The following is a 21,778-nucleotide window of genomic DNA, read 5'->3' on the forward strand; positions in this document are numbered from 1 at the left end:
CGTCTGCCAATGTCCGGGTCGAGTTCGATACTCGCTGCAGCAGTGGACCACGTCGACCCTGGCCGTTGTGCGCGCGCAATACACAGGGAGGCGTACAGCCGCCCCGTGCTTTCCTGCGTTGTCAGCATCCCAGCGAAATGACGACGGTAGGTGTGCTCATCGAGGAGTTGAGGGATCGCAGACAGCGGCAGATCGATCAACGCGTCGTGATGATCGATCTGCAGGCCGACATGGCGGCGGGCTGAAAGCACCTGGACCACCAGCCAGCTCAACACCGGACTCTTTGCCGCGCGATTGACGATCCATCCTCTCGGGCCGCCCGGGACGTCCGGGATCAGATCGAACCACTCGGCCAACCGTGCGACGGCGTCCGCACTCTCCGGACTGGACAGAATCCCATCCGCCTCCGCCAGTGCTTCACCGCGGGTGACTGCACTTGTCGGCGGCTGAATACCCCACCGAGGCCCTCGAAGCTCAGTTGTGCGACCAGCGGCTTCGGCTTGGAGATCTCCGGCCCATTCGACGAAACCCCTTGCGCGAGACCGGGATGCGAGGTGAAGTAGAAGAGTGGTTAAGTTTCGGACTTCTGCGAGGTACGCGGGGGGCGCGAGAGCGCCATCGAGAACGCTCGTTTCTTCGCCTTGGATAGCGGCCGTAACCCGTGTTGCGGTCCGAATTGCACCTTCGGATGCAGCCGTCGGTTTCTCTCTCAGGATGGAGTGTCGGCAGGGAGCCGAGAATCCGAGCGGATTCCCGCACGGCTGGTGTTCATCGAGCCGAGGACGCAGCGGACTGTGGTGTCGCGTTCGAAAGCGCCGGCTACATCTTGAACACTCAGCGACCAGGTAGACGCCGTGGTCGGGACACACTGTCGACACCGGTAGCTTCCACGACAGCTGCCAGATTCCGTCGTGCGATAGGCAGAGTGGGCATAGTTGCGTCCCATGCTGCGGGAACCACCCCTGGCAAACGATGGCGCGGTAGCTCGCCCGATCGAGCGGGTCGAAGCCGTCGAGGTTGAGTGGCGCGCCTCCGTCGTAACGCAACAAGGTCGAATTCTCGACGGCCGATGCCCCCAGCCCAGTGAGATCCACTATTCGGCCGACGAGCTCATCGCTAGGCCGGACCAGCATGAAAGCCGTCGAGACCGACGATCCGTCCCGGTTCTCCTTGAGCATGCGGACAAGACTCTTGGTCGTCAGATCGTTCACAAGTGCAATCCGCTCGAGGTACGAATCAAGCGACTCGCGTGGATCGATTGCAACTCGAGCGGGGAGCATTAGCTCAGAGGCTCCATCGCCGTCGCGGTTTGGTAGCGCCCGCAGTGGGCGAGCGACTGGAAGTCACGCGCCCACACGAGTCCGGTCCTCTTCTGAGACTCGGTCCGAATCCACCACACCGAAGTCTCCACTCCCAACCTGACGCACAAGATCTTCGTCGGCGACGCAGATCGCTTCGGCGGCACTGCGGAGGATGAGACGGCCTTCGGGGTTGAGCGCAGCGTCAAATGCTTTCAGGTGTTCGGCGTCTGGCCATGTACGCGGGCTATCACAGGTTGCATCGAACCACATCCAAGATGCGGCGAGCCGGGCGCAGCCATCGAAGTTCCGGGCGGCTGCGGGCAGGGTGCCGACCAGGTCCGGCGGGGCGGCTTCAATCCGTCTTAACGCGTCGCGGCGCTCACGGTAGTTGACGAGCTCGTCGAGGCATAGAGCTCGCGCCAGATTCATCGCATGGGCAATGTCGCTCTCGCGGTGGAAGATCGGAGTCCATTTCGGCCACGCCCCTATGCAAATCGAGTAGCTACCAGCTTTCGTCAGACGGTAGGTCGGCTCGTCGGCAAGGCTCCAATGATCGCGCAACCGAACACATTGACTGAGAAGTAGCGCGACTCTGGAACGCCACAACCACTGGGCGGGGTCGAGCACGAACGGTTCGCCTTCTTGCCGGTAGATCCCTGGGATGTGGTCAAGCGTCAATTGCGTATGGCCAAGCGCCAGCCGCATCAGATCTTCGCCGCGTGGATGGCGGACTGAGCTCTTCGGTAACCGCATGGTCTTGACAGTCTTCGCGCCTGTGCGGAGTACCCGTCGAGTGAAGACCTGCGAATCGGGTATTTCAGAATTCTCTGGTCGGACAGGAGTGGGACGTGGATGTGGAGATACTCGTGGTGTCAGCCACGTTCGCTGTTCTTCCCAGGCCATTGCGATGGCCAGTGCACGAACGGCAGGAGATCGCGGTAGCTCTTCCTCGGACTCGTGACTCGTCGCAAGATCTGCCGTCGCAGTGGTCACCAACTGAGCATCAGCTGGGATCCAGTGTGCAGATCCTCGACTGAGCCGACGAGCCACCGAGGGTAGTTCCGCACGGAGACACTCAAGTCGGTCGAGTGCATCGAAGTCAGTCGTAGATCTGTGTGCAGCGGACGAGACCTCCTTGCAGACCGACAGAATCCGATTGGGAACTCTGGTCAACTGCGCAGTGCCACTACCGGGCATCCCGATGAGGTGCCCGCAGTAGAAGCAGACCGGAGACAGAGCCAAAGCCCACTCTCGCCGTGCCACTCCGTTTGGGGCGCAACGGCAATGCTGACCCCACTCACTTGCCAGCCAGCCTTCCTTCGCGAGCACTCGACTATGGCAGTCATCAAGGGTCATCGCCGAAATGCGCGAGAATGGCTGGCGCGTCAGCGTGGCCAGGTGCCGCAGAATCGGCTCGTAGTCAGACGCTGATCGCGATAACTGACTTCGACCAAGGATCTTGGTGACGGTGGTGCAATTCGCCGTCGCCGCGCGCAATACGAAGGACTCCAGCGATTCATCGTCGGCTGGAATCGGTCGAGCAGGCAGATAGCCGATACGAGGCTCTCGCATGGATAGCCCCCTTCCGTTGTCTGCCGGTGACATCACACCCTGCTCTGCTTGCTGCGGCGCCGAAGATCGATTTCCGCCTCTGCTGCGTGCGCTCGTTTACTGAGGCGGACTTCCTTCAGGTGTTCTGGGTTGATCGTGTGCGTGCCGTCGGCGATCGCTGCAAGTGTCGCAATGCGGAGGAGGCGTGTCGCGTCACCGACGTAGCCCTGAGATCGCTTCCAGATGGGCCCCGCGAGCTGTGAAGTGAGAAGCCCTTCGCTTGCCCGAGGGAGATGCGGAAGGAGATAACCTTCCAGCCCGTAGAGCAGTTGCTGCCACGCGTGTTGCTCCTCCGAAGTCTCGATTCCGTAAGGACTGAAGCTCATTGGCTGGAGGCGGCCGATAAGCTGGGCATCGCTCATGGCTTCACTGGATTCGAGGTCTGTCCCAACCAGAATTAAGCTGGCGTTGAATTCGCCGAGCTCGGTGTTCATGTACTTCACGTGATCGAGGACCTCCCGGCCGCCCTTCCAGTTGGTACGCAGTAGATGGAAGTCGTCGATGAGAAGGGTGCGCACGCCGTGGCGTGCCAATGCCCTGACCGCGGCGGTTGACGTCTGGTGGGCGGCGCCGCTGGCGGATAAGCGGAAGAAGTCAAGGACTTGGGAGTTGAATCCTTTGACCATCGAGCCAGATTGCAGGTTGACCCAAACGACGGGGCATAGGTCTGCGTCGATCGTTGGCTGAGGGTTCCACGTGGGCAGTTCTGCAGGGCCTTTCGGTGCGCCTACGATCCATTCCACGTATTTCCTTGTGGCCCAGCGGCGGACCGCCGTGCTCTTCCCGAGCGTGCTTGCGCCTGTGACCGACGCTATTGCCTTCGCACCGGGGCCCGTTTCAGAATTCTCCTGCACGATCTCAGTGAGTCGGTCTGCGACTGCGCGGGTCTCGGCCGTTTCGACGTAGAGTCCATTCATCCATTGACGCAGCGCATCGACCGCCCGCGAGCGGTCCTCGGATGTCATCCTGTCCCAACCAGCCGACGTGTACAGAGGTGGTTCTGGCAACTCCGTTTTGGTGCAAGCCAAATGCCAAGCGAGAGAGTCCATCAGGAGTCGGCCCGCATCGTCGGCCACGGGACGTCGAGGATGTCCAAGGGAACGTCGTCCTGGGGTGAATCGGTATGGGGCGTCTTGGTGCGTGCTTCGTTGCCGCCCGACTGAGTGGCTTCGTCGCGGGTTGCACCTTGGGCTGCCTGAGCTTCTTCGTGGTCTTTGCGCGATTGTTCAACTCTGCGGTGCGCGGCTGACAGTTTGGCAGTCCAGTCAGTTGGAACGGGCCCAGAGGTGAGTTCCGTGAGCTCGTCGAGGATCTGCCGCTGCGCTGAGCCCCGACTCAGAATGTGGTTGCCGCCGCGTTCGCGGACGCGCCGCCTAACAGCCTGAACGATCGTATCGGTCATCGGCGCGTCAGTGAAGAAAGATCCTCGCCACGCAACGGGGCGTACACGGCCGGTCTCGGGGTGCGGGAACCAGATGCTCGACAAGTCGTGCGGGTCGACAAGAAAGGGAACCTTGTTGTCGTCGTCCCTGAACTGGCCCCGTGCGACATTCCGAAAATCATCGAGCAGCTTGCCGTCGTAGACCATCTCAGCAAACTCGACACCTGCGACTCCGACTGTGCCCCACTTGACCGGAAGCATCTGATAGATCATGTCTGCACGCTGCGGTACGTCGATACGGCCGGTGACGTCGAGCATGATGTCCCAGAGCTCCAAAGGACTGGTGCGAGCGGTGGGCTCACCACCGATAACCAAGCCTGTGTGCCACGACCGGTGGTAGTCCAAGGCGACGAATCGCCGAAGGTGTTCTTCCAGTTCGGCGGCCGTGACCAATGCCTCCTCGGCGACCAATCGACCGCGCTCCGAGGTATTGCGACCTTTGTAGCCGGGGAGCTGTTGAACGGCCCGTTGTAGCGTCTCGTGCCAGCGTTCAACGTGGGGGTTGTCCGTTGGCTTCTTCCCGCGACTGAGCAACAAGTCAATCCCGAAGTCGCGCAGAATCGCGCGGAAGTGATCGGACACGAAGATCGAACCGTGGTCGGCGCGGATCGCGTCCGGCATGACGCCAGGGATGTGGTGCTCTCCTTGAAGCGTAGTGAAATCGGGTGCAACACTTCTGCGCCCAACGTTGACCGCGACATCAGAAGCGTCGACGACTTGGGGCAAACCGGCCCAGCGCCAGTGACTGATGGTGGTGCCCTCCACCATCATCGAGAACGGGCGGCAGATGTCGTAGAGAAGTAGCCCGGCATCGATTCCATCGGCGCTCTTCGGCACCACGCGCAGTGCGAGGACCACTCTGGTGGCGACGTCGATTGCAGTGAGGATTTCGACGCTGAAGGGTCGCCCGAGAAGCGGGTCGTATACGAGGTTGTCCGCCCTCGTGGCGTCGATGGCGACTATTTGCCCAGGCCTGATTGCGGGGAAGTGCTCTTTGCCCGACACGCGCTGTAGCGACCGGCTTCTCTGGGTGCGGGTTGTTGCGCCCGCGCCCCGTTTGAGGTGCGCGAGATACTCTGCCGTCAGACGCTGCGGCGTGGAGACATCCACGTGCCCTGCACGCTTGAGCTCAACCTTGATCCGCCGATCAAGCTCGCTGATGTTGGCGTCCGCCCGATCTCCGTCCAGGGTGGCGAAGACCAACTCAGCAACAGTCCGATAGCGCTCATCGATTCGCTCCCACGTCTGTTCGCGACGCAGGGATCTGGCATCGAGGAGCCCGAGTAGTCCGTCGCGTTTCCATGCACGCACCCAGTTGCGGATGGTGCTGTCGACCGGAGCCGATCGCTTGATCTCACCGTTCGCGATGCGGCGTTGTAGGGCACGATCTCCCACAGCTTCTTGCTGCAACGCGACCGCCATCGCGCGACAGCGCGCCGCCTCGGAGACGCCGAAGCCTTCGCCGAAGGGTGGGCGCGGTTCGCCATCGCGCGCGAGTTCGGCGTGACCGTCCCGGTAGCCGGTCAGTATCTCATGCACGATTTCAAGTTTGTCGAGGGCGGCTCGGCGCGTTTCCTCAGACAGGCCATCCCAGTACGGGCGGAGCGCCGGTCTGATTGGCGCTACATCGCCATCGACCACGACTCGCACCTCTGCGAGTTCGGGCCAATCGACGTGCAAGGAATCGCCGACGCTGGTGCGGAGGTCTACGCCGGCCGCTGATACCGCTGTCACCAGACCGGTTCCCCACTCAGTCAGAAGTCGGCCACCGACCTCAACCACTGTGCGACTTGTGTCCACTACGCCACCAGTCCCGCGCGCACTGGCGTTTCCATCGTCAATCGCTTCGAGAGGTTGGTATCCAGCTCACCGGACCAGACCATGTGCCAGACCACGGCGATGGCCTCCCCGTTTCCGGTATCCAGACGAAATAGGGAGCCCAGAGTCGCGGCGTCGTTACTTGCTTCCTTCCCGATCTCGCCAGCCACCTGGTCATACCAGGAAGGCCTTCGGCGGTAGCCGTGCAGCCACAGAAGGTTTAGGCGTTCTACGCGGTCGAGTCCGTTGAATACCTCGTGACGCCATCCCACATTCGCGCAGGCGGCCTCGACCATTGCGACCTGAAGCTTGAATTTGTCGTCCATCTTGTGCGGCAGGCGTGCATTCCAGAGCGTTACCGCCCGGTGTCGTCAAGGCTGAGTAAGTCGGGCGTGTTTTTCGCCGAGGACGATCCGCCCCGCTTCAGCTGACACGGTTGCGGTATCAGCGCGACGATATCGTTGAGCCGGTCCAGGCGTCGCAAGAGGTCATGCTCGAGGCCCGACTCGAGTTCTAGGTGGTCGCGCATGGTCAGTGAATACGCAGTGACAGGTATGTGCCGGTGACGTTCCGAGGATCGAGGCTTGCGAATCGGAACTACACGTGCGAGATCCGGCGGACCGTCGGACCGCCAGTTCAACACGCGGGACACCTTGTCGCCAGCGAATCGGAACCGCCACGTCACCGCCGCGCGGGAACTCTCGGTCAAGTGACACCTCCGCTTCCGCAGGAATTAGCACCAAATCTAGCAAGAAATCGAGGTCGAAGGGCTACTAAGGGAGCAAGTCGACAATCGGTCAGCGAGGCATTTCGGGTGATAGGCCGACGTCTCCTTCGCCCCATCAGCGGTCCGTGTCGGAAGGCTGCGATAGGTTGCTCCCATGGCCAAAGGCAATCAGGTCGCTCCGTCGACGAAGTTCGAGCAGACGCTGCAGGCATCGGCTCAGCTGCCGGGTGTGCAGATCAACCGGGAGGCCTTCCTCCGCAGAGAGCTGAAGCGATACTGCACCGACGAGCAGATCAAACTCGCTATCGCCACAACACCGGCCGAAGCAGGCGTAACACCTCAAGTGATCGACAAGATCGCCAACAGCGTGATCAAGTTCGAGACCGGCAAGGTGACGACACTTTCCACGGCAGCCGGCATCCCTGGAGGCCTCGCAGCGATCGGCACGGTCCCGGCTGATATCGCGCAGTACTATGGGCACCTTCTTCGCGTCGTCCAGAAGCTCGCCTACATCTACAGCTGGCCGGAGCTCTTCGACGACAGCGCCGACGGAATGGACTCCGCGACCGAAAGCATGCTCACGCTGTTCATCGGCGTGATGTTTGGCGTGAACGCGGCCCAGGCCGGCGTGGCGCAAGTCTCGAAGTTGATCGCAAGTGAAGTGGCCAGGAAGCTGCCGCAGAAGGCTCTCACCAAGGGTGCGATATATCCGGTGGTCAAGAAGGTTGCAGGGCTCCTGGGCATTCAGATGACCAAGCAGGTCTTCGCCAAGAGCGCAGCCAAGGTCGTGCCGCTGGTAGGCGCGGTTGTCTCGGGAAGCCTGACCTTCGTCACGTTCATGCCGATGTCGAAGCGGCTCCAGAAGCACCTCGCAACCCTTCCGCTGACCAAGCCCGGTCACGGAGTCACCGAGCAAGCGTCGAATCCGCCGAGCACATCCCCAAAACCAGCACCAACGTCATCTGCGAATTAGACGAGCTCATCCCACAAGCCAATCGCCGATAGCCTGCCGCCAGCCGCCGGTCACTTCAGCCCCTTCGTCGCCCGGTTTCACCCGCGCACTCGGCGATTTCCAGGAATAGATTCCCCGGCAAAATTAGCAGGAAATCATACCGAAACGCGGGCTACGGGCAACGCTCGCCTGACCATGTTTGCCCTAGTCAGGGCGATTCTTACGCCGTGATCAGGCTTGTTAAACAAGCGGGACCACCTTGCTAATCTTCGCTGCATCTCGACACAGGAAGAACTCAGCCCCGCGCCATGTCCACGAACCGAGACAGGTGGAGTTGATGCGCGACGGTGATCGTGGCCGTCGGACCGTTACGGTGCTTGCCCACGATGATGTCGGCCTCGCCGGCGCGCGGGTCGTCGCGCTCGATGGAATCGGGTCGGTGCAACAGGATGACCATGTCGGCATCCTGCTCCAGGCTGTTGTGGACGGTGATGCCGTCGGCGACGAAGTTGTGCGTGCCGGGAACCGTTGCGTCGAAGACCTCCTGCACACCGACGCTGTCGATCGCGACGATCTTGTCCCAGTACACGTCATTGGTCGCCAGCATCTCGATGTCGGCGTCGTGGAGAACCTTCGCGACTCTGGCGAGGCGAGACCTGCTCGGCGAGCGCTTCCACATCGCCGCACCGCAGAACTGCGTGCCCATCTCCGACGCGAACCCGCGATGCGTCATCCGCTGCTCCGCGAGCAGATCACGGACCCTGTTCCAGACCTCCTGCGGCACCGTGTCGGAGTTGGTGTTCGCGGTGACGTCGGCGAGCTTCTCCAGAACCTCGGCTGCCCCGACGGAACGCTCGCCGTAGACCCCCGCTTCGGTCAGGAACCTCAGCTGCGCCTCGACACCGCTGATGACCACGTGCCAGCACGTGCGGTAGCCCGCTTTGTTCGCCGCTGAGATCCGCGCATACACGCCGAGGCGCGCAAGCAGTTGGACCACGTCGTCGGCGAGACGACGCGATGTCGTCGCATAGTAGATCCGCGCCATGTGCGCCTTGTCGTCCCAGCGGACCGAACCGTCGGTCGCCCACAGATGACTGAGGAAGAGGCCGATCTGCGCGTTGGACAACCCGAAAACAGTTGCCGGGATGAACTTCTCGTAGCTCCGCAAGCCGAAGAGGCCGAGCTCGTCGAGCCATGCGGCGATCGGATTCCGCCGGCCGTGCGTGAGTCGATACGGTGAGGGAAGGCGCAGGGTCACGACACGTGCCTGCGGATGCTCGTCACGCACTGCCGTGATGCCGAAACCGGACGCAGCGGCTCCGACGGCCGCGAGGTTCTGTTCGTCGATGCTCGCATAGCGGATCGGCTGACGCTTGACGCACGAGCCGTCGCCGATCGTGTGCGCAAGCATGACGAGTTCGTGCTCGGCCATCGTGGTGGTCGCGGCCGGCTCCGGGACCGTGTGAGGCGCTGCGATGCGCGACCCCACCGACAGCTCTTCCAACGGAACCCAGCCGTCGACCGTCATCAACGGATGATTTCCCGTCGCTTCGACGACGCGCCCCGAGGCCATCCGAACGCGGAAGACCTCCTTCTCTCCCGTCGAGAACACATTGGTCATCGGTCGCGCGACCATTCGCATGCGTTCGTCCAGGCTCCAGACGAGCGGACGTTCACCGGTCTCAAGCAGTTCACCGATCGTCACCTGCGCTCCGGTGTCGGCACGCAGGATGCGGGTCGACGCAGGCAGGCAGCCAGATTCACGCAGGTCAGAGACTTGCGGCTTCTTATCGGTACGCTGCTCGGGACCACGGTTCAGCTGCGAGATCGCGACCACCGGGACTTCGAGCTCCTTGGCGAGCAGCTTGATCGATCGGGAGAACTCCGAGACCTCCTGCTGTCGTGACTCGACCTTCTTGCCCGAGGTCATCAGCTGCATGTAGTCGATGACGACGAGTTTGAGGTCGTGCTTCTGCTTGAGGCGCCGCGCCTTGGCGCGGATCTCCATCATCGTCAGGTTCGGCGAGTCGTCGATGAACAGCGGCGCATCGGTGATCTCGCCCATGCGGCGCGCGAGGCGGCTCCAGTCGTCGTCGGACATCTTGCCGGAACGCATGTCTCCGAGCTTCACCTTTGCCTCCGCCGACAGCAGACGCATGACGATCTCGGTCTTGCTCATCTCCAACGAGAACATCGCGGACGTGAGCCCGTGGTGGATCGACGCCGACCGCAGCCAGTCCATGGCGAGGGTGGAGTTGTGGGTCGGGATCATCGCTTCGCCCGCCAGGTACAGGTGACGGATGTTGTCGACCTGGACGCACCGGACCGGGACGCTCGGGATCGCCCGCACGGAGACGACGCGACGCGCACGAACGCTGCCGCGGAGCTCCTTGTGTCGCTGCGCCTTGTCGAAGACCGTGAAGACCTCGTCGGGCGCGTTGAGGCGCACCCAGCCGCTGCTGGCGCGACGGAACCGGTAACCGAGGCCTGCGGCGAGGTCGCCGACCACGGACGACATGTGGTTGGTGGCGGCGGGGACGGTGATCCAGCCGTCGTCGTCGACGCGAGCACGCGAATCGAGGATGCCGGCGAGGAGCGCGCGGCGCTGCGAAACCGAGCCGCGGAGGTACTCGTGCGGAATCCGGCCGCCGAGGTCGGTCATCAGCGTCATGACATCGACGGGACCCTCGGCCTCGATGCGAGCGCCGATCTCCGGGTCGTCGTAGGCCATGCCGGCGAGCGCACCGACCGTGTACGGCCCGTACGCGAGGGGCCGGTAGGGCAGTTCGAGCGGCTTGGTGTTGGTGATATTGGCACGACCGCCGTACAGCTGCAGCTCATCGGTGGTGACGACGCGCTGTTCGCCGTCGATCTCGACCGCCCACTGGTGCTGCTCGTCGGCGACGATGACGGCGCCGTCGTCGAACTCCACCTGGAAGCAGGGGCGACGCGTCATCACGTCGGTGGTCTCGACGACGGTGGTCGGACGACCGTCGGGGCCGAGCAGCTTGTCGCCCTTCGCGACGCGGCCCATGGTGGTCCACCCGGTCGGCGTCGGGAGCGGGGTGTCGAGCGAGAGCGCCTTGCCGACACCGGGGCGGGCGGCGACGATGATCATCTGGCCGGGGTGCAGGCCGTTGGTGAGTTCGTCGAGGTCTTTGAAGCCGGTCGGCACGCCGAGCGAGAGGCCGCCGCGCGACGCGATCGAGTCCAGCTCGTCGAGCGTGGGCTGGAGCAGTTCTTCCAGCGCCACGTAGTCCTCGGTGGTGCGGCGTTCCGTGACCTCGTAGATCTCGGCCTGCGCGCGATCGACCACCTCGGCGACGTCCTGGCCGTCGGCACCGGCGTAGCCGTACTGGACGATGCGGGTGCCCGCCTCGACGAGACGCCGCAGGATCGACTTCTCACCGACGATCTCCGCGTAGTAGCCGGCGTTCGCGGCGGTCGGGACCGTCGAGATCAGCGTGTGCAGGTACGGTGCGCCGCCCACTTTGCGGAGCTCGCCCTTGCGCTCCAGTTCCGCGGCGACGGTGACGGCGTCGGCGGGCTCGCCCTTGCCGTACAGCTCGAGGATCGCGTCGTACACGGCCTGGTGCGCGGGCTTGTAGAAGTCGCCCGGTCGAATGCGCTCGAGGACGTCGGCGATGGCGTCCTTCGACAGCATCATGCCGCCGAGAACCGACTGCTCCGCCTGCTGGTCCTGCGGTGGCTGGCGGCCGAACTCCTCGGTCGGCGGCTCCGGAGGCAGATCCGGCTCTCGACCGTGATCGGCATCGTTAGCCACGCACGCACCCCCTACGTCGAACAAGTCCAAATCGCCGGTTTCCAAACGGGAAACCGAACCCTTCAGAAAGGTTAGGGCGAGGAGCTTGCCACTGCCAAACAGGCCCTGTGGATAAACCTGTGGACGGGGTGTGGACAACTTCCGCCGTCGCAGGAGCAAATGTGGACAAGCTTGTGGAGCAGTCACCGATTTCATTGCGGATTCGTGCACTTCTCGCAGGTCATGGCATGTTGACGATATCCACAGAGAATCGATTTCAATTCTCTCGGCGTGTTGCCTTGCGCCACGCCGAGGGCCGCTTTCATGGCGTGTCGACGTCGTCTGGTTCGCCGTTTTCTGATAGACGAAGCGACCCCGATCACATGAACATCGGGAGACGGCCGACCGCCCCGTGTTCCAATGAGTGCATGCGTGCATCGAACCTGGCGCGGGTGGGCGCCACAACGATCGTCCTCATCGTCGCCGCTCTGATCGCGACTCTGATGCCGAGCAGTGTCGGTACCTCCGACGCCGCACCTCCGACCTCGTTCGACCTGTCCGGCTACCGGGCGGTGAACGCGACCCCATACCGTTCGCTCGCGTACGCCGACAACGGCAGGCACTTCTTCCGCACCGGCTCGGTGCTCTGTCAGATCGGCCCCTCGGCGAGCGCGGCAGCCTGCCGCGTGAAGCCGCGGACGGCACCTCCGGGCGTCGTCGGCGTGGCCTTCTCGGGCGAGACCCAGGGCCCCTACTGGGTTCGCCCGCGAACCACCTTCCGCATCGGACCCGCCGGCCGATTCCGCGTCCCGACGCTCAAGGCCGGCAGCCGGATCACCGTCGCCAACGTGACCTGCGCGGTCCCCCGGGCCGGAAAGGTGATCTGCCGCAACTGGAATCGCGGCTTCGCCGTCAGTCGCTCCGCCCATCGCTTTCTGTACCCGCGCGGGGACCGTGCGCACGACGGCAACCCCAAGGTGCGTGCCTGACATCCCTGATGCCCGCAGTTTTCTAACGAAACGGTAGGTTCTAGGGGACAGACGCAACACCCGGAGAGTCCCATGCCTGCTGACAAGACCACCGCCGCCGCTCCTGCCCGCCTCTCGAAGTCCGAGGTCACCCGAGCGCGGATCATCGACGCCGCGGGCAAGGTCCTCTCCGAGACCGGCTATCAGCACACCCGGCTGTCGGCGATCGCGGACGCTGCGGGCATGCAGGCCGGCAGCCTCTACTACTACTTCGAGTCCAAGGACCAGCTCGTCGAGGAAGCCCTCGCCGGGGCCACGCACGCCGTCCACGTTGCCGTGCAGGACGCCATCGATCAGCTGTCCGACGCCACCGCGGGCCAGCGGCTCTTCGCCGCGATGCGCGCCTTCATCTCCACGCGACTGGAGCTCGGCGCCGTCTCGCCCGCCCACATCCGCAACTACCGCGATCTGCCCGACGAGATGCGCGAACGACTCCGCCCCGAGATGGAGGCCGTCTCGAAGCTGTGGAACCGCCTCGTCCGCGACGCCGTCGCCTCCGGCGAGATCCGCGCCGACATCGACCCCGACACGCTGCACCTGTTCGTCTTCCACACCTCCGAGCAGATCGCGAAGTGGCCACCGTCGCAGCGGGAGTCGATCGCGGAGACCACGGACGTGATGTTCCGACTGATGGTCACCGGGCTGACGGGGCCGTAGGGCGTCCCACAGACACGAACGAGGCCGGCCTCCCGAAGGAGACCGGCCTCGTTCTTGGTTTCGCTACGTCAGCTGACGACGGCGAGGCTCAGCTTGGCCTCCACCTTCGGGTGCAGCTTGACGATGACGGGGTACTCGCCGAGAGCCTTGATGTGGCCCTTGGGGAGCTCCACGTTGCGCTTGTCGACGGCGGGGCCGCCGGCGGTGCGGATCGCGTTCGCGACGTCCGCAGCCGAGACCGAACCGAACAGCTTGCCCGAGTTCTGAGTCTTGACGGTCAGCGAGACGTTCTCGAGGCCCTCGAGGGCCTGCTTGATCTCGTTGGCGTGATCGAGGTCGCGCACGGCACGAGCCTCCTGCGAACGACGGATGCCGTCGACCTGCTTCAGCGCGCCGCGGGTGGCGACGATCGCCAGGCCGCGAGGCAGCAGGTAGTTGCGGCCGTAGCCGTCGCGCACCTCAACGGTGTCGCCGGCTTCGCCGAGGTTCTCAACAGCGGCGGTCAGGATCAGCTTCATTGTTCTGTTTCCCTTCCCGCTCAGCGTCCGGTCGACGTGAACGGCAGCAGAGCCACCTCACGCGAGTTCTTCACGGCCACGGCGATGTCGCGCTGGTGCTGCACGCAGTTGCCGGTGACTCGACGCGAACGGATCTTGCCGCGGTCCGACAGGAAACGACGCAGCAGCGCGGTGTCCTTGTAGTCGATGACGGTCTTCTTGTCCTTGCAGAAGGTGCAGGCCTTGGCCTTCGTGACCTTCTCAACGCGGGGCTTGCGGCCCTTTTGCTTTGCCATGTATTGCTCCAGTTAATGGTCTCCGGGTAGCAGCCCGGAATCAGAAAGGTGGTTCGTCGTCCCCGCCGCCGAAGCCGCCGCCCGCTGCGGGCGCACTGCCCCACGGGTCGTCGGCAGGCCGGTTGGCGCTCTGGGGGCGTCCCTGCTGCTGGCCGTAGCCGCCGCCGGAGTTTCCGCCGCCCTGATTGCCTCCGTATCCGCCGCCTTGGTTTCCGCCGAAGTTGCCTCCGCCGCCACCGTTGTTACGGGGCGTGCGGGTCACCTTGGCGGTCGCGTAGCGGAGCGAGGGACCGATCTCATCCACTTCGAGCTCAACCACGGTGCGACGCTCCCCTTCACGGGTTTCGTACGACCGCTGCTTGAGCTTGCCCTGAACCACGACTCGGGTGCCCTTCTGAAGGGACTCGGTCACGTTCTCTGCGGCGTCGCGCCAGATGCTGCAGCGGAGGAACAGCGCTTCGCCGTCCTTCCACTCGTTGGTCTGACGATCGAATGTCCGCGGAGTGGAGGCCACCGTGAAGTTGGCTACCGGTGCGCCGGATGCGGTGAACCGCAGTTCCGGGTCGGCAGTCAGGTTTCCGATGACCGTGATGACCGTGTCCGTCATGAGTCTCCCCTAATCGTGTCGAGGACGCTGCTGTCTGATGTGTCAGTGCGCACCTGTAGTGGTTGACACCACCCTATGTGCCATCACCGACAAATTCAGCGATGAATCCACACCGTCTGCAGCGGCCTCGTGGGCCTGTGGATTACTTGCGCAGGACCTTGGTACGAAGCACCGACTCGTTCAGCTTCAGCTGACGATCGAGCTCGTTCACGGTCGCCGGAGTCGCGTTGAGCTGAACGACGGCGTAGATGCCCTCGTTGTTCTTCGCGATCTCGTAGGCCAAGCGGCGCTTGCCCCAGATCTCGACGTCGTCCACCTTGCCGCCTTCGTTGCGAACAACGTTGAGGAAGGTATCCAGGGATGGGGCGACGGTGCGTTCGTCCAGGCTCGGATCGAGGATCACCATCAGTTCGTAATGACGCATAAGACCACATCACCTCCTATGGGCTTTCGGCCACGGACGTTCCGTGGCAGGAGGGTCGCCTGCGTCGGCAACCTGTCTAAGATACATGACCGCCGGTTGACCTGCGAAATCCCCGTCGACCCGTGACGGCGGAGGTCGGCGGCCTGCATTAGTCTTCTCGCATGCCACCGGCCCGCAATGCCTACGCCGCCAAGCGGCTTCACTTCGGCGAGACGACGCTGATCCTCGTCGTCGCGATGCTGTTCACCGCCGCCTCGTCGGCCCTGGCGTACGCGACGAAGGTCGGCTGCACCACCCCGAGCGAGCCCGGCGCCAAGCGCGAGTGGCTGTTCGGCCAGCGCGGCGACGTCATCCCCTGCTACTCGGACCTGATGACGATGTGGCACGGCCGCGGGCTCGCGAGCCACGTCTTCCCCTACATCCACGGCGGCATCACGCCCGACGGTCACCTGTTCGGCGGCGTCGTCGAGTACCCGGTGCTGTCTGGCCTGTTCATGTGGCTGTCGGGCCTGGGCGCGAACACCGACCGCGAGTTCCTGTGGCACAGTCTGCTGTTCCTCGCACCGTTCGCGTTCATCATCGCGATCCTCCTGGCCCTGATGACCCGCTGGTGGTCGATGCTATGGGTCGCGACCCCGCCGTTGATGCTGTACGCCCTCCACAACTGGGAACTGCCCGTGGTCGCCGCCGCAGTGGCGGGCGTCGCCGTGATGGCGTGGGGCGGCTCCGCCGACCCCGGGACCGGACACCGGCGCTGGTCGGTCCAGACGACGGCGATCATCGCAGCCATTCCCCTCGGCGTCGGCTTCTCGTTCAAGATCTATCCGGGCCTGTTCGTGCTGCCGCTGATGCTGTGGGTCCTGACCCGCGGCGAGGTCGGTGACCGACGCCGCGACCCACGGCGCGGCAGCCTCGACTGGTTGGGTGCGGGATATGTGGCGCTGTCCGCGATCGTCACCGTGGCGATCACCCAGGTGCCGTTCATGATCGCCGGTTACGACGGGTGGAAGGCCGCCATCGACTTCCAGAGTCTGCGGCAGGCCAACCTCTCCACCAACTCGATCTGGTACTGGGGCCTGCGGTTCTTGACCGGCGGCGAGACACCCATCTACAACAGCATCGTCGATGTCGCGTCTCCCCTGCTGATCGTCGTCGCGTTCGCGGTGTCGTGCTACCTCGGCTGGCGCGTCTATCGGCGCGACGGCGCCTTCCCCTGGCTCGGTGTCAGCGCGGCGATGCTGGCGGGTTTCATGCTCTTCCACAAGGTCCACTCGCCGCAGTACACGCTGTGGATCCTGCCCTTCTTCATCCTGCTGCGGGTGCGGTGGTGGTTGATCGCCCTGTACCTCGTGGCGGACACGGTTCTCGACCTGACGATCTTTCACCTGCTCCTCAACTACTCGCCCACCACGCACGGTTGGGTGATCGCCGGTGTCAACATCGGCGTCTGGACGCATGCCGTCATCCTGCTGGTCTTGATCGTGGTGTTCGTGCACGCCAAGCCTCGGGAGCCGCTGGCCTCCTATCTGACCGGGACCGTTCCGTCGCCCGGACCGCTGACTCGTCTTCGTGCGGTCGACGACACCGACGCGCAGAACTGGCTCGGCACGCCGACGCTCGTCAGCGGCCCGATCACCCTCCGTCCGCTGGAACTGTCGGACGCGGAGGACCTCGGAAAAGTCGCGAGCGATGCCGACCTCTACCGCTGGACCAGCGGCGTCCCGCACGACACCGCATCGGCGATCGCCTGGATCCGCTCGGCGTTGACCAACCCCCACCGGATCCCGTTCGCCGTCATCGACGCTGACGGCACCCTCGTCGGTACCACCAGCTTCTACGACGTGGACGCCGCGAACCAGACCCTGGCCGTCGGCTACACGTTCTACAGTCCGGCCGCGATGGGGACCGCCGTCAATCCGGCCGCCAAGCTGGCGCTCTGCGAGTACGCGTTCACCGTCGCCGACGCGGTCCGCGTCGTCTGGCACACGCACGAGGAGAACGCGCAGTCGCGCGCCGCGATCACCAAGCTCGGCGCCGTCGAAGAGGGCCTGCTCCGCAAGCACCGCCGCTTCCGCGGCGGGTGGCGGACCACCGCGCAGTTCGCGATCGTCGACGACGACTGGCCCGCGTCGCGCGAATTGCTGCAGGCGCGGGTCGCGAAATCAGCGACGAAGAGCTGAGCTACCCGAGGCTTCGAACAACTACGTCCCCGTGAGGGCCTACCGAGGGCAAATCGCCCTCGGCGCGCCCTCAGGGGGACGCAGATGTTCGTAGGGCCGAGTAGAACCCCTCAGGCGGCGACTGTCGACCGCGGGGAGCGCAGCAATCGGCCGGACGCGGGAGCATCGTCGTCGCGCCGGACCAGTTGCCACACCACGGCCGCACACAGTCCGACGAGAACGGCGCCGCGCAGCGTGTTCAGCGCGTAGAAGACGTCGGGCGGCAGCCACTTCCGATCGGCGTCCAGGAACAGCGCCATTCGAGGGATCCAGATGAGTGCGTCGAACGTCATCCACGCCAGGACCGCCCGCGGATACGGAACCGCCAGCACCGCGAGGGGCACCAGCCACAGCGACGACTGCGGAGTCCACTCCTTTCCGAACAGCAGGAACCCCGCCACCAGTAGGAACATCAGTTGCGCCAGAGTGGGCTCCACGGTGGCCCGCAGCCCGATGTAGACGACGGTCGCCACCACCGCCACCAGCAGGAGGACGACGAGCCCGCTGATGAGCGACGGCGTCGGATTCCATCCGGTCGCGAGGGAGATCAGCCGGTACAGCGTGTCCGGCTCCACCCCGCGCCCACGCCACGTCCGGTAGGAGGCACCCCACCCGGCCGGGTAGAGGATCAGCAGCGGCAGGTTCACCAGGAGCCAGCCGATCACGGTGGCGCCCACCATCACCCCGAGGTCGCGCAACCGCCGGTTGCGTACGCACAGCACGGCCACCGCGGGGATCAGCAGCAGTGGATACACCGCCGCGGCCGCGGCCAGGCCGGTGAAGAAGCCCGTCCACCCGGGCTTGCCGCGCGACCAGAACAGCATACCGACCGACAGCAGCGCGAGCGGCAGGATCTCGGTGGACGTGCACGCATGGAAGAGCAGGATCGGCGACAGCGCCATCAGGGCGCCCAGCCACAGTCGGCGGCGGTCGGTCATCATGGTCGCCCAGACTGCGAGCAGCCAGAACAGCGACAGCAGCAGCGCACTGATGTTGAAGTAATTGACGACGTCGAGGGTCGACGGTAGTCCGACCGCATCGGCGAACCAGGCCCACCCCCGTGCCGCCTGCGCACTGACGTACATGAACATCGCGGTCAGTGCCGGTTCCGCGAGGTAGGCCTTGACCTCGGCACCGTCGTTGTTCTTCACCATCCAGAAGGTCCGGTACGGGAAGGCGCCCCCGGAGAGGTCGTCGGGCGTCAGCTTGTCGCTGCGATACGACGCGATGAGATCCGAGTAGCACAGGCCGACGAACTGTCGCTGGTTGTCCCAGTTCAAGCGGACCTGCCCGGGTTGGCCTTCGACGGGTGCCTGCTGAATGCACCCGGCCTTGCCGAACCAGCTGATCGACAGTCCGATCAGCGCCATCAGGAAGACGACGCGCAGCGGAGTCCAGAGACGGCTCCGGCCGACTGCCGCGTGGAGTCCCACGGGTCCGCCGATCGTGTCGCTGGCGGTCCGCAACTGCGGGCCGACCCAGGACGGGAGAACGCGGTCGGTGTCGGTTCTCAGATCGGCGGAGAGCGGTTCCGGGGAGTCCGTCGTCGAATCCACTATGTCGTCGGCACCGGTTTCATCGGCGCCATCGGTATCGTCGGTACCATCACCGGATCGTCAGAGGGCTGTCGGCCGCGCGGGCCATTGGCGGCTCCGCCGTTGTTGCCACCGTTTCCGGCCGTCCCGTCACCGGTGCCGGTTCCGTCGCCGCCGCCTCCGGTGCCGTCGCCGGAACCGTCCGTCTGACCGCCGTTGTCACCCCCTCCGTTACCGCCGTTACCACCCCCGAAAGGGATGGTGACTCCCGGGGCGACGACGATGTCGCCGTTCTCGTTGGTTCCGGGCAGTCGCGGACGGTTACGCGGACGCGTCGTCTCGGTGTAGGTGTCGGTCGGGGTGTTGGTGACCGGCGGCGGCTCGTACGGGACGCCCGCCTGTCCGCCGACCGATTCCGGCGTCGGGAACTGCTCGATCGGCTCTCCTTCGAGGGCTCCGTCCATCGCGGCCTTCCAGATCTGCGCGGGGAGTCCGCTGCCGTAGATCATGGCGCCGTTGTAGTTTCGCAGCGCGGTGCCCTTGTCGGTGCCGACCCAGGTCGCGGTCGACAGCTGCGGCGTGTAACCGGCCATCCAGGCGTCCTTGTTGTCGCCGGTGTCGCCGAGCTGGGCGGTACCGGTCTTGGCGGCCGACGGGCGCGCACCGTACGTCGAGTCGTACAGCGAGTTGCCGTTCGAGTACGCCGCGATCGGCTCCATCGCCGCGGTCACGTTGTCGGCGACGGCCGCCGAGATGACGCGCTTGCCCTTGTCCTTCTCGCGCTCGAACAGGACATCACCGGTCGAGGTCTCGACCTTCTGGACGAAGTACGGCTTGTGGTAGATGCCCGACGCGGCGAGGGTCGCGTAGGCCGAGGCCATGTCCAGGACGCGCGACGGGTACTGGCCCAGGACGACGCCGCCCTCTGGGTGACCGTTCTTCTCCTGCAGGGTGTGCTCGATGTTGCCGAAGCTCTCCGCGATGCCCAGCTTGTGCGCGGCGTCGGCGACGGCATCGGCCTTGCCGTTCAGGTCCATCATCAGGCGGTAGTAGACGGTGTTCAGCGACATCTTCAGCGCGGTCGCCAGGTTGCAGGTGCCGCAGGTCTCGCCGTCGGAGTTCTCGATGGTGAGGCCGCCGGGCGCCTGGTACGGGTCGGAGCTGTACCGCTGCGACAGCGGGATGTCCTGCTCGAGGGCCGCGACGAGCGCGAAGACCTTGAAGATCGAACCGGTCTGCAGGCCTGCCGAGGCGTAGTCCCAGCCGGAGGCGTTCTCACCGCCGTAGTAGCCGCGGACGGCACCGGTCGCCGGATCTACGGAGACGCTGGCGGTACGCAGGTTCTTCGGTTCGCCCTCCAACTTGCCGCGCGACGCCGAGACCAGCGCCTTCTGCACCTGCGGGTCGATCGACGTGGTGATCTTCAGACCGGCGGTCTGGATCTCCTGCTCGGAGATGCCCTCCGCCTCGAGTTCCGCGAGGACCTGCCGCTTGATGAGCCCGTTGGGACCGTCGGTGTTGTTGGCCGCGGAGTTGTCCTTGACCTTGGCGATCTTGGGGAACTTCTGTGCGGCGCGATCGGCCTTGCTCAGCGCGCCGGTGGCGACCATGCCGTCGAGGACGTAGTCCCAGCGGTTCACCGCGAGGTCGGGGTTGACGGCCGGGTCGTAGATCGACGGACCGCGGACGACGCCCGCGAGCAGCGCCGCCTGCGAGACGGTCAGCTTCTTCAACGGGATGTTGAAGTAGGCGCGGGCGGCCGCGTCGACGCCGTAGGCACCGCGACCGAAGTAGATGGTGTTCAGGTAGGCCGCCATGATCTGTTCCTTGGACCACTGGCGGGACATCTTGGTGGCGATCGCGAGTTCCTTGAACTTGCGCTTGTAGCTGACCTCGTCGCCGACGATGGCCTTCTTCACGTACTGCTGGGTGATGGTGGAGCCACCGCCCGAGCCTTCACGGCCGGTGATCTTGCCGAGCACCGCGCGGGTGAAGCCGCTGGTCGAGAAGCCGGTGTTGGAGTCGAAGTCACGGTCCTCGGCAGCCTTGATCGCGTCGATCATGGACTGCGGGATGTCCTCGTACTTGACGTCGGTGCGGTTGCCCTCGGGCGGAACGATCTTGGCGATCGTGGTGCCCTTACTGGACAGGATCGTGGCCACCTGGTTCTGCTTCAGGTCGCCAGGCGACGGGACGTCGACGGTGAGATAGGTGAAGAGGAACGCCACCACCACGGCGACGGCGACCAGTGGCACTGCTCCGGCGATCAGACCGAGCACCCACGCCGTGGCCTTCACCGTCGTCGATTTATCCGACGTCGCAGCACCTTTACTGCTGGTCATCGCTCACCCACTCCTCTGCGCTCTCGCGCGGACGAAATCTTCACTCACAACTGTGACGCATGACTGCGGTGCAGCCAACTCTCGTCATGTCACTCGGCGACCCGACGGCGGCGTCGTGCGACGCCTCCGGGCAACCCGGCAACGTACGACTGCACAAGATAGTTCCAACGACAGGTACGGCACACCTCGACGACGTGGACGGTGAACTCGCGCGCTGTGGCGTCGAGCTCTTGGATCTCCGCGACCGATCGCGCTGATCCGTGCATCCGACCGAGGTGTTCGCCGAAGATCCAGGACACCAGCGTGACCTGTTCCTTTCGGCAGATCGGGCAGACCTCGTCGGTCTGCTTTCCGTGGAACTTCGCAGCTCGGACGAGGTAGGTGTCGGCATCGCACACCGACGCGAGGGAGGTTCGACCGGTCCGCACACGCGACAGGCACTCGCGTCGCGCGAGTGCGAAGTCCACGATCTGGCGGTGCACGTTCCCCAGCGTAGACGCGCGGACACCCCGACTCGCCGTGTGATGCAAATCAACCTCGGGACGCTACCGGTCAGTTGC

The 21,778-nt window shown here is 64.6% G+C and carries 16 protein-coding genes and 2 pseudogenes; 4 read left to right on the forward strand and 14 right to left on the reverse strand.

The genetic code is table 11. The annotated features are described in order from the left end of the window. Positions 1-902 precede the first annotated feature (902 nt). The 6 genes and pseudogenes from ACH46_RS21730 to ACH46_RS21745 all read right to left on the reverse strand — a co-directional run. Positions 903-1,280: pseudogene (locus ACH46_RS21730) on the reverse strand (TniQ family protein); the annotation flags it as partial. 63 nt (positions 1,281-1,343) lie between these two features. After that, complete coding sequence (locus ACH46_RS21735; protein ID WP_223291355.1) at positions 1,344-2,054, reverse strand: hypothetical protein; 711 nt, start codon at positions 2,052-2,054, stop codon at positions 1,344-1,346. Between the two features lie 528 nt (positions 2,055-2,582). Then, a pseudogene (locus ACH46_RS21740) lies at positions 2,583-2,906 on the reverse strand (TniQ family protein); the annotation flags it as partial. Next, on the reverse strand, positions 2,906-3,877 hold the full coding sequence (locus ACH46_RS20170; protein WP_223259049.1) for a TniB family NTP-binding protein: 972 nt from the start codon (positions 3,875-3,877) through the stop codon (positions 2,906-2,908). The pseudogene ACH46_RS21740 and the gene ACH46_RS20170, both read right to left, overlap by 1 nt. A gap of 83 nt (positions 3,878-3,960) precedes the next feature. Continuing rightward, entirely contained in the window at positions 3,961-5,775 is a 1,815-nt protein-coding gene (locus tag ACH46_RS20175) for a DDE-type integrase/transposase/recombinase (protein WP_020173033.1), read from the reverse strand. 377 nt (positions 5,776-6,152) lie between these two features. Then, positions 6,153-6,497: a hypothetical protein gene (locus ACH46_RS21745; protein ID WP_226995696.1), complete on the reverse strand. Its 345-nt coding sequence runs from the start codon at positions 6,495-6,497 to the stop codon at positions 6,153-6,155. 555 nt (positions 6,498-7,052) lie between these two features. Between ACH46_RS21745 and ACH46_RS20190 the strand changes: the two genes are divergently transcribed. Beyond that, a complete protein-coding gene (locus tag ACH46_RS20190) occupies positions 7,053-7,871 on the forward strand; it encodes a hypothetical protein (RefSeq protein WP_006896694.1) in 819 nt (272 codons plus the stop codon). Between the two features lie 274 nt (positions 7,872-8,145). On the opposite strand, the gene ACH46_RS20195 is transcribed toward ACH46_RS20190, so the two are convergent. Next, the gene (locus tag ACH46_RS20195) at positions 8,146-11,634 is read right to left on the reverse strand and encodes a replicative DNA helicase (protein WP_062394615.1); all 3,489 of its coding nucleotides are present in this window, start codon (positions 11,632-11,634) and stop codon (positions 8,146-8,148) included. A 407-nt stretch (positions 11,635-12,041) separates the two neighbouring features. Here ACH46_RS20195 and ACH46_RS20200 point away from each other — a divergent pair, with 407 nt between their 5' ends. Both ACH46_RS20200 and ACH46_RS20205 read left to right on the forward strand, forming a co-directional pair. Beyond that, positions 12,042-12,602 carry a hypothetical protein gene (locus ACH46_RS20200; RefSeq protein ID WP_226995697.1) on the forward strand — a complete coding sequence of 187 codons (561 nt, stop codon included), beginning with the start codon at positions 12,042-12,044 and terminating at the stop codon, positions 12,600-12,602. A 72-nt stretch (positions 12,603-12,674) separates the two neighbouring features. After that, positions 12,675-13,298, forward strand: a complete 624-nt coding sequence (locus ACH46_RS20205) for a TetR/AcrR family transcriptional regulator (protein ID WP_062394619.1) — start codon at positions 12,675-12,677, stop codon at positions 13,296-13,298. A gap of 68 nt (positions 13,299-13,366) precedes the next feature. Here ACH46_RS20205 and rplI read toward each other — a convergent pair whose 3' ends face one another. The 4 genes from rplI to rpsF all read right to left on the reverse strand — a co-directional run bounded on the left by rplI (position 13,367) and on the right by rpsF (position 15,122). Then, on the reverse strand, positions 13,367-13,816 hold the full coding sequence (gene rplI / locus ACH46_RS20210; RefSeq protein WP_062394621.1) for a 50S ribosomal protein L9: 450 nt from the start codon (positions 13,814-13,816) through the stop codon (positions 13,367-13,369). Positions 13,817-13,836: 20 nt separating this feature from the next. Further along, entirely contained in the window at positions 13,837-14,091 is a 255-nt protein-coding gene (rpsR, locus tag ACH46_RS20215; RefSeq protein ID WP_062394623.1) for a 30S ribosomal protein S18, read from the reverse strand. Between the two features lie 40 nt (positions 14,092-14,131). Further along, positions 14,132-14,698, reverse strand: coding sequence for a single-stranded DNA-binding protein (locus tag ACH46_RS20220; protein WP_062394625.1), 567 nt, complete (start codon positions 14,696-14,698; stop codon positions 14,132-14,134). A gap of 142 nt (positions 14,699-14,840) precedes the next feature. After that, entirely contained in the window at positions 14,841-15,122 is a 282-nt protein-coding gene (rpsF, locus tag ACH46_RS20225; RefSeq protein WP_062394626.1) for a 30S ribosomal protein S6, read from the reverse strand. Between the two features lie 161 nt (positions 15,123-15,283). On the opposite strand from rpsF, the gene ACH46_RS20230 reads away from it, so the two are divergent. Continuing rightward, positions 15,284-17,302, forward strand: coding sequence for a GNAT family N-acetyltransferase (locus ACH46_RS20230; RefSeq protein ID WP_062394628.1), 2,019 nt, complete (start codon positions 15,284-15,286; stop codon positions 17,300-17,302). Between the two features lie 110 nt (positions 17,303-17,412). Here ACH46_RS20230 and ACH46_RS20235 read toward each other — a convergent pair whose 3' ends face one another. The 3 genes from ACH46_RS20235 to ACH46_RS20245 form a co-directional block, all read right to left on the reverse strand. Next, positions 17,413-18,897 (reverse strand): glycosyltransferase family 87 protein, encoded by a 1,485-nt coding sequence (locus ACH46_RS20235; RefSeq protein WP_226995698.1) that lies wholly within the window; start codon positions 18,895-18,897, stop codon positions 17,413-17,415. After that, positions 18,897-21,218, reverse strand: coding sequence for a transglycosylase domain-containing protein (locus ACH46_RS20240; protein ID WP_062394631.1), 2,322 nt, complete (start codon positions 21,216-21,218; stop codon positions 18,897-18,899). The genes ACH46_RS20235 and ACH46_RS20240 overlap by 1 nt, the downstream gene beginning before the upstream one ends. An 89-nt stretch (positions 21,219-21,307) precedes the next feature. Beyond that, on the reverse strand, positions 21,308-21,700 hold the full coding sequence (locus ACH46_RS20245; protein WP_062394632.1) for a DUF5318 family protein: 393 nt from the start codon (positions 21,698-21,700) through the stop codon (positions 21,308-21,310). Positions 21,701-21,778: the final 78 nt, after the last annotated feature.

Source organism: Gordonia phthalatica, from assembly GCF_001305675.1.
Taxonomy (GTDB): domain Bacteria; phylum Actinomycetota; class Actinomycetes; order Mycobacteriales; family Mycobacteriaceae; genus Gordonia; species Gordonia phthalatica.

What these genes read in the sequence shown, in the direction of transcription:
- ACH46_RS21735 (WP_223291355.1), bottom strand. Translation starts at nt 2,054, where the DNA reads ATGCGGTTACCGAAGAGCTCAGTCCGCCATCCACGCGGCGAAGATCTG.
- ACH46_RS20170 (WP_223259049.1), bottom strand. Translation starts at nt 3,877, where the DNA reads ATGACATCCGAGGACCGCTCGCGGGCGGTCGATGCGCTGCGTCAATGG.
- ACH46_RS20175 (WP_020173033.1), bottom strand. Translation starts at nt 5,775, where the DNA reads ATGGCGGTCGCGTTGCAGCAAGAAGCTGTGGGAGATCGTGCCCTACAA.
- ACH46_RS21745 (WP_226995696.1), bottom strand. Translation starts at nt 6,497, where the DNA reads ATGGACGACAAATTCAAGCTTCAGGTCGCAATGGTCGAGGCCGCCTGC.
- ACH46_RS20190 (WP_006896694.1), top strand. Translation starts at nt 7,053, where the DNA reads ATGGCCAAAGGCAATCAGGTCGCTCCGTCGACGAAGTTCGAGCAGACG.
- ACH46_RS20200 (WP_226995697.1), top strand. Translation starts at nt 12,042, where the DNA reads ATGCGTGCATCGAACCTGGCGCGGGTGGGCGCCACAACGATCGTCCTC.
- ACH46_RS20205 (WP_062394619.1), top strand. Translation starts at nt 12,675, where the DNA reads ATGCCTGCTGACAAGACCACCGCCGCCGCTCCTGCCCGCCTCTCGAAG.
- rplI (WP_062394621.1), bottom strand. Translation starts at nt 13,816, where the DNA reads ATGAAGCTGATCCTGACCGCCGCTGTTGAGAACCTCGGCGAAGCCGGC.
- rpsR (WP_062394623.1), bottom strand. Translation starts at nt 14,091, where the DNA reads ATGGCAAAGCAAAAGGGCCGCAAGCCCCGCGTTGAGAAGGTCACGAAG.
- ACH46_RS20220 (WP_062394625.1), bottom strand. Translation starts at nt 14,698, where the DNA reads ATGACGGACACGGTCATCACGGTCATCGGAAACCTGACTGCCGACCCG.
- rpsF (WP_062394626.1), bottom strand. Translation starts at nt 15,122, where the DNA reads ATGCGTCATTACGAACTGATGGTGATCCTCGATCCGAGCCTGGACGAA.
- ACH46_RS20230 (WP_062394628.1), top strand. Translation starts at nt 15,284, where the DNA reads ATGCCACCGGCCCGCAATGCCTACGCCGCCAAGCGGCTTCACTTCGGC.
- ACH46_RS20240 (WP_062394631.1), bottom strand. Translation starts at nt 21,218, where the DNA reads ATGACCAGCAGTAAAGGTGCTGCGACGTCGGATAAATCGACGACGGTG.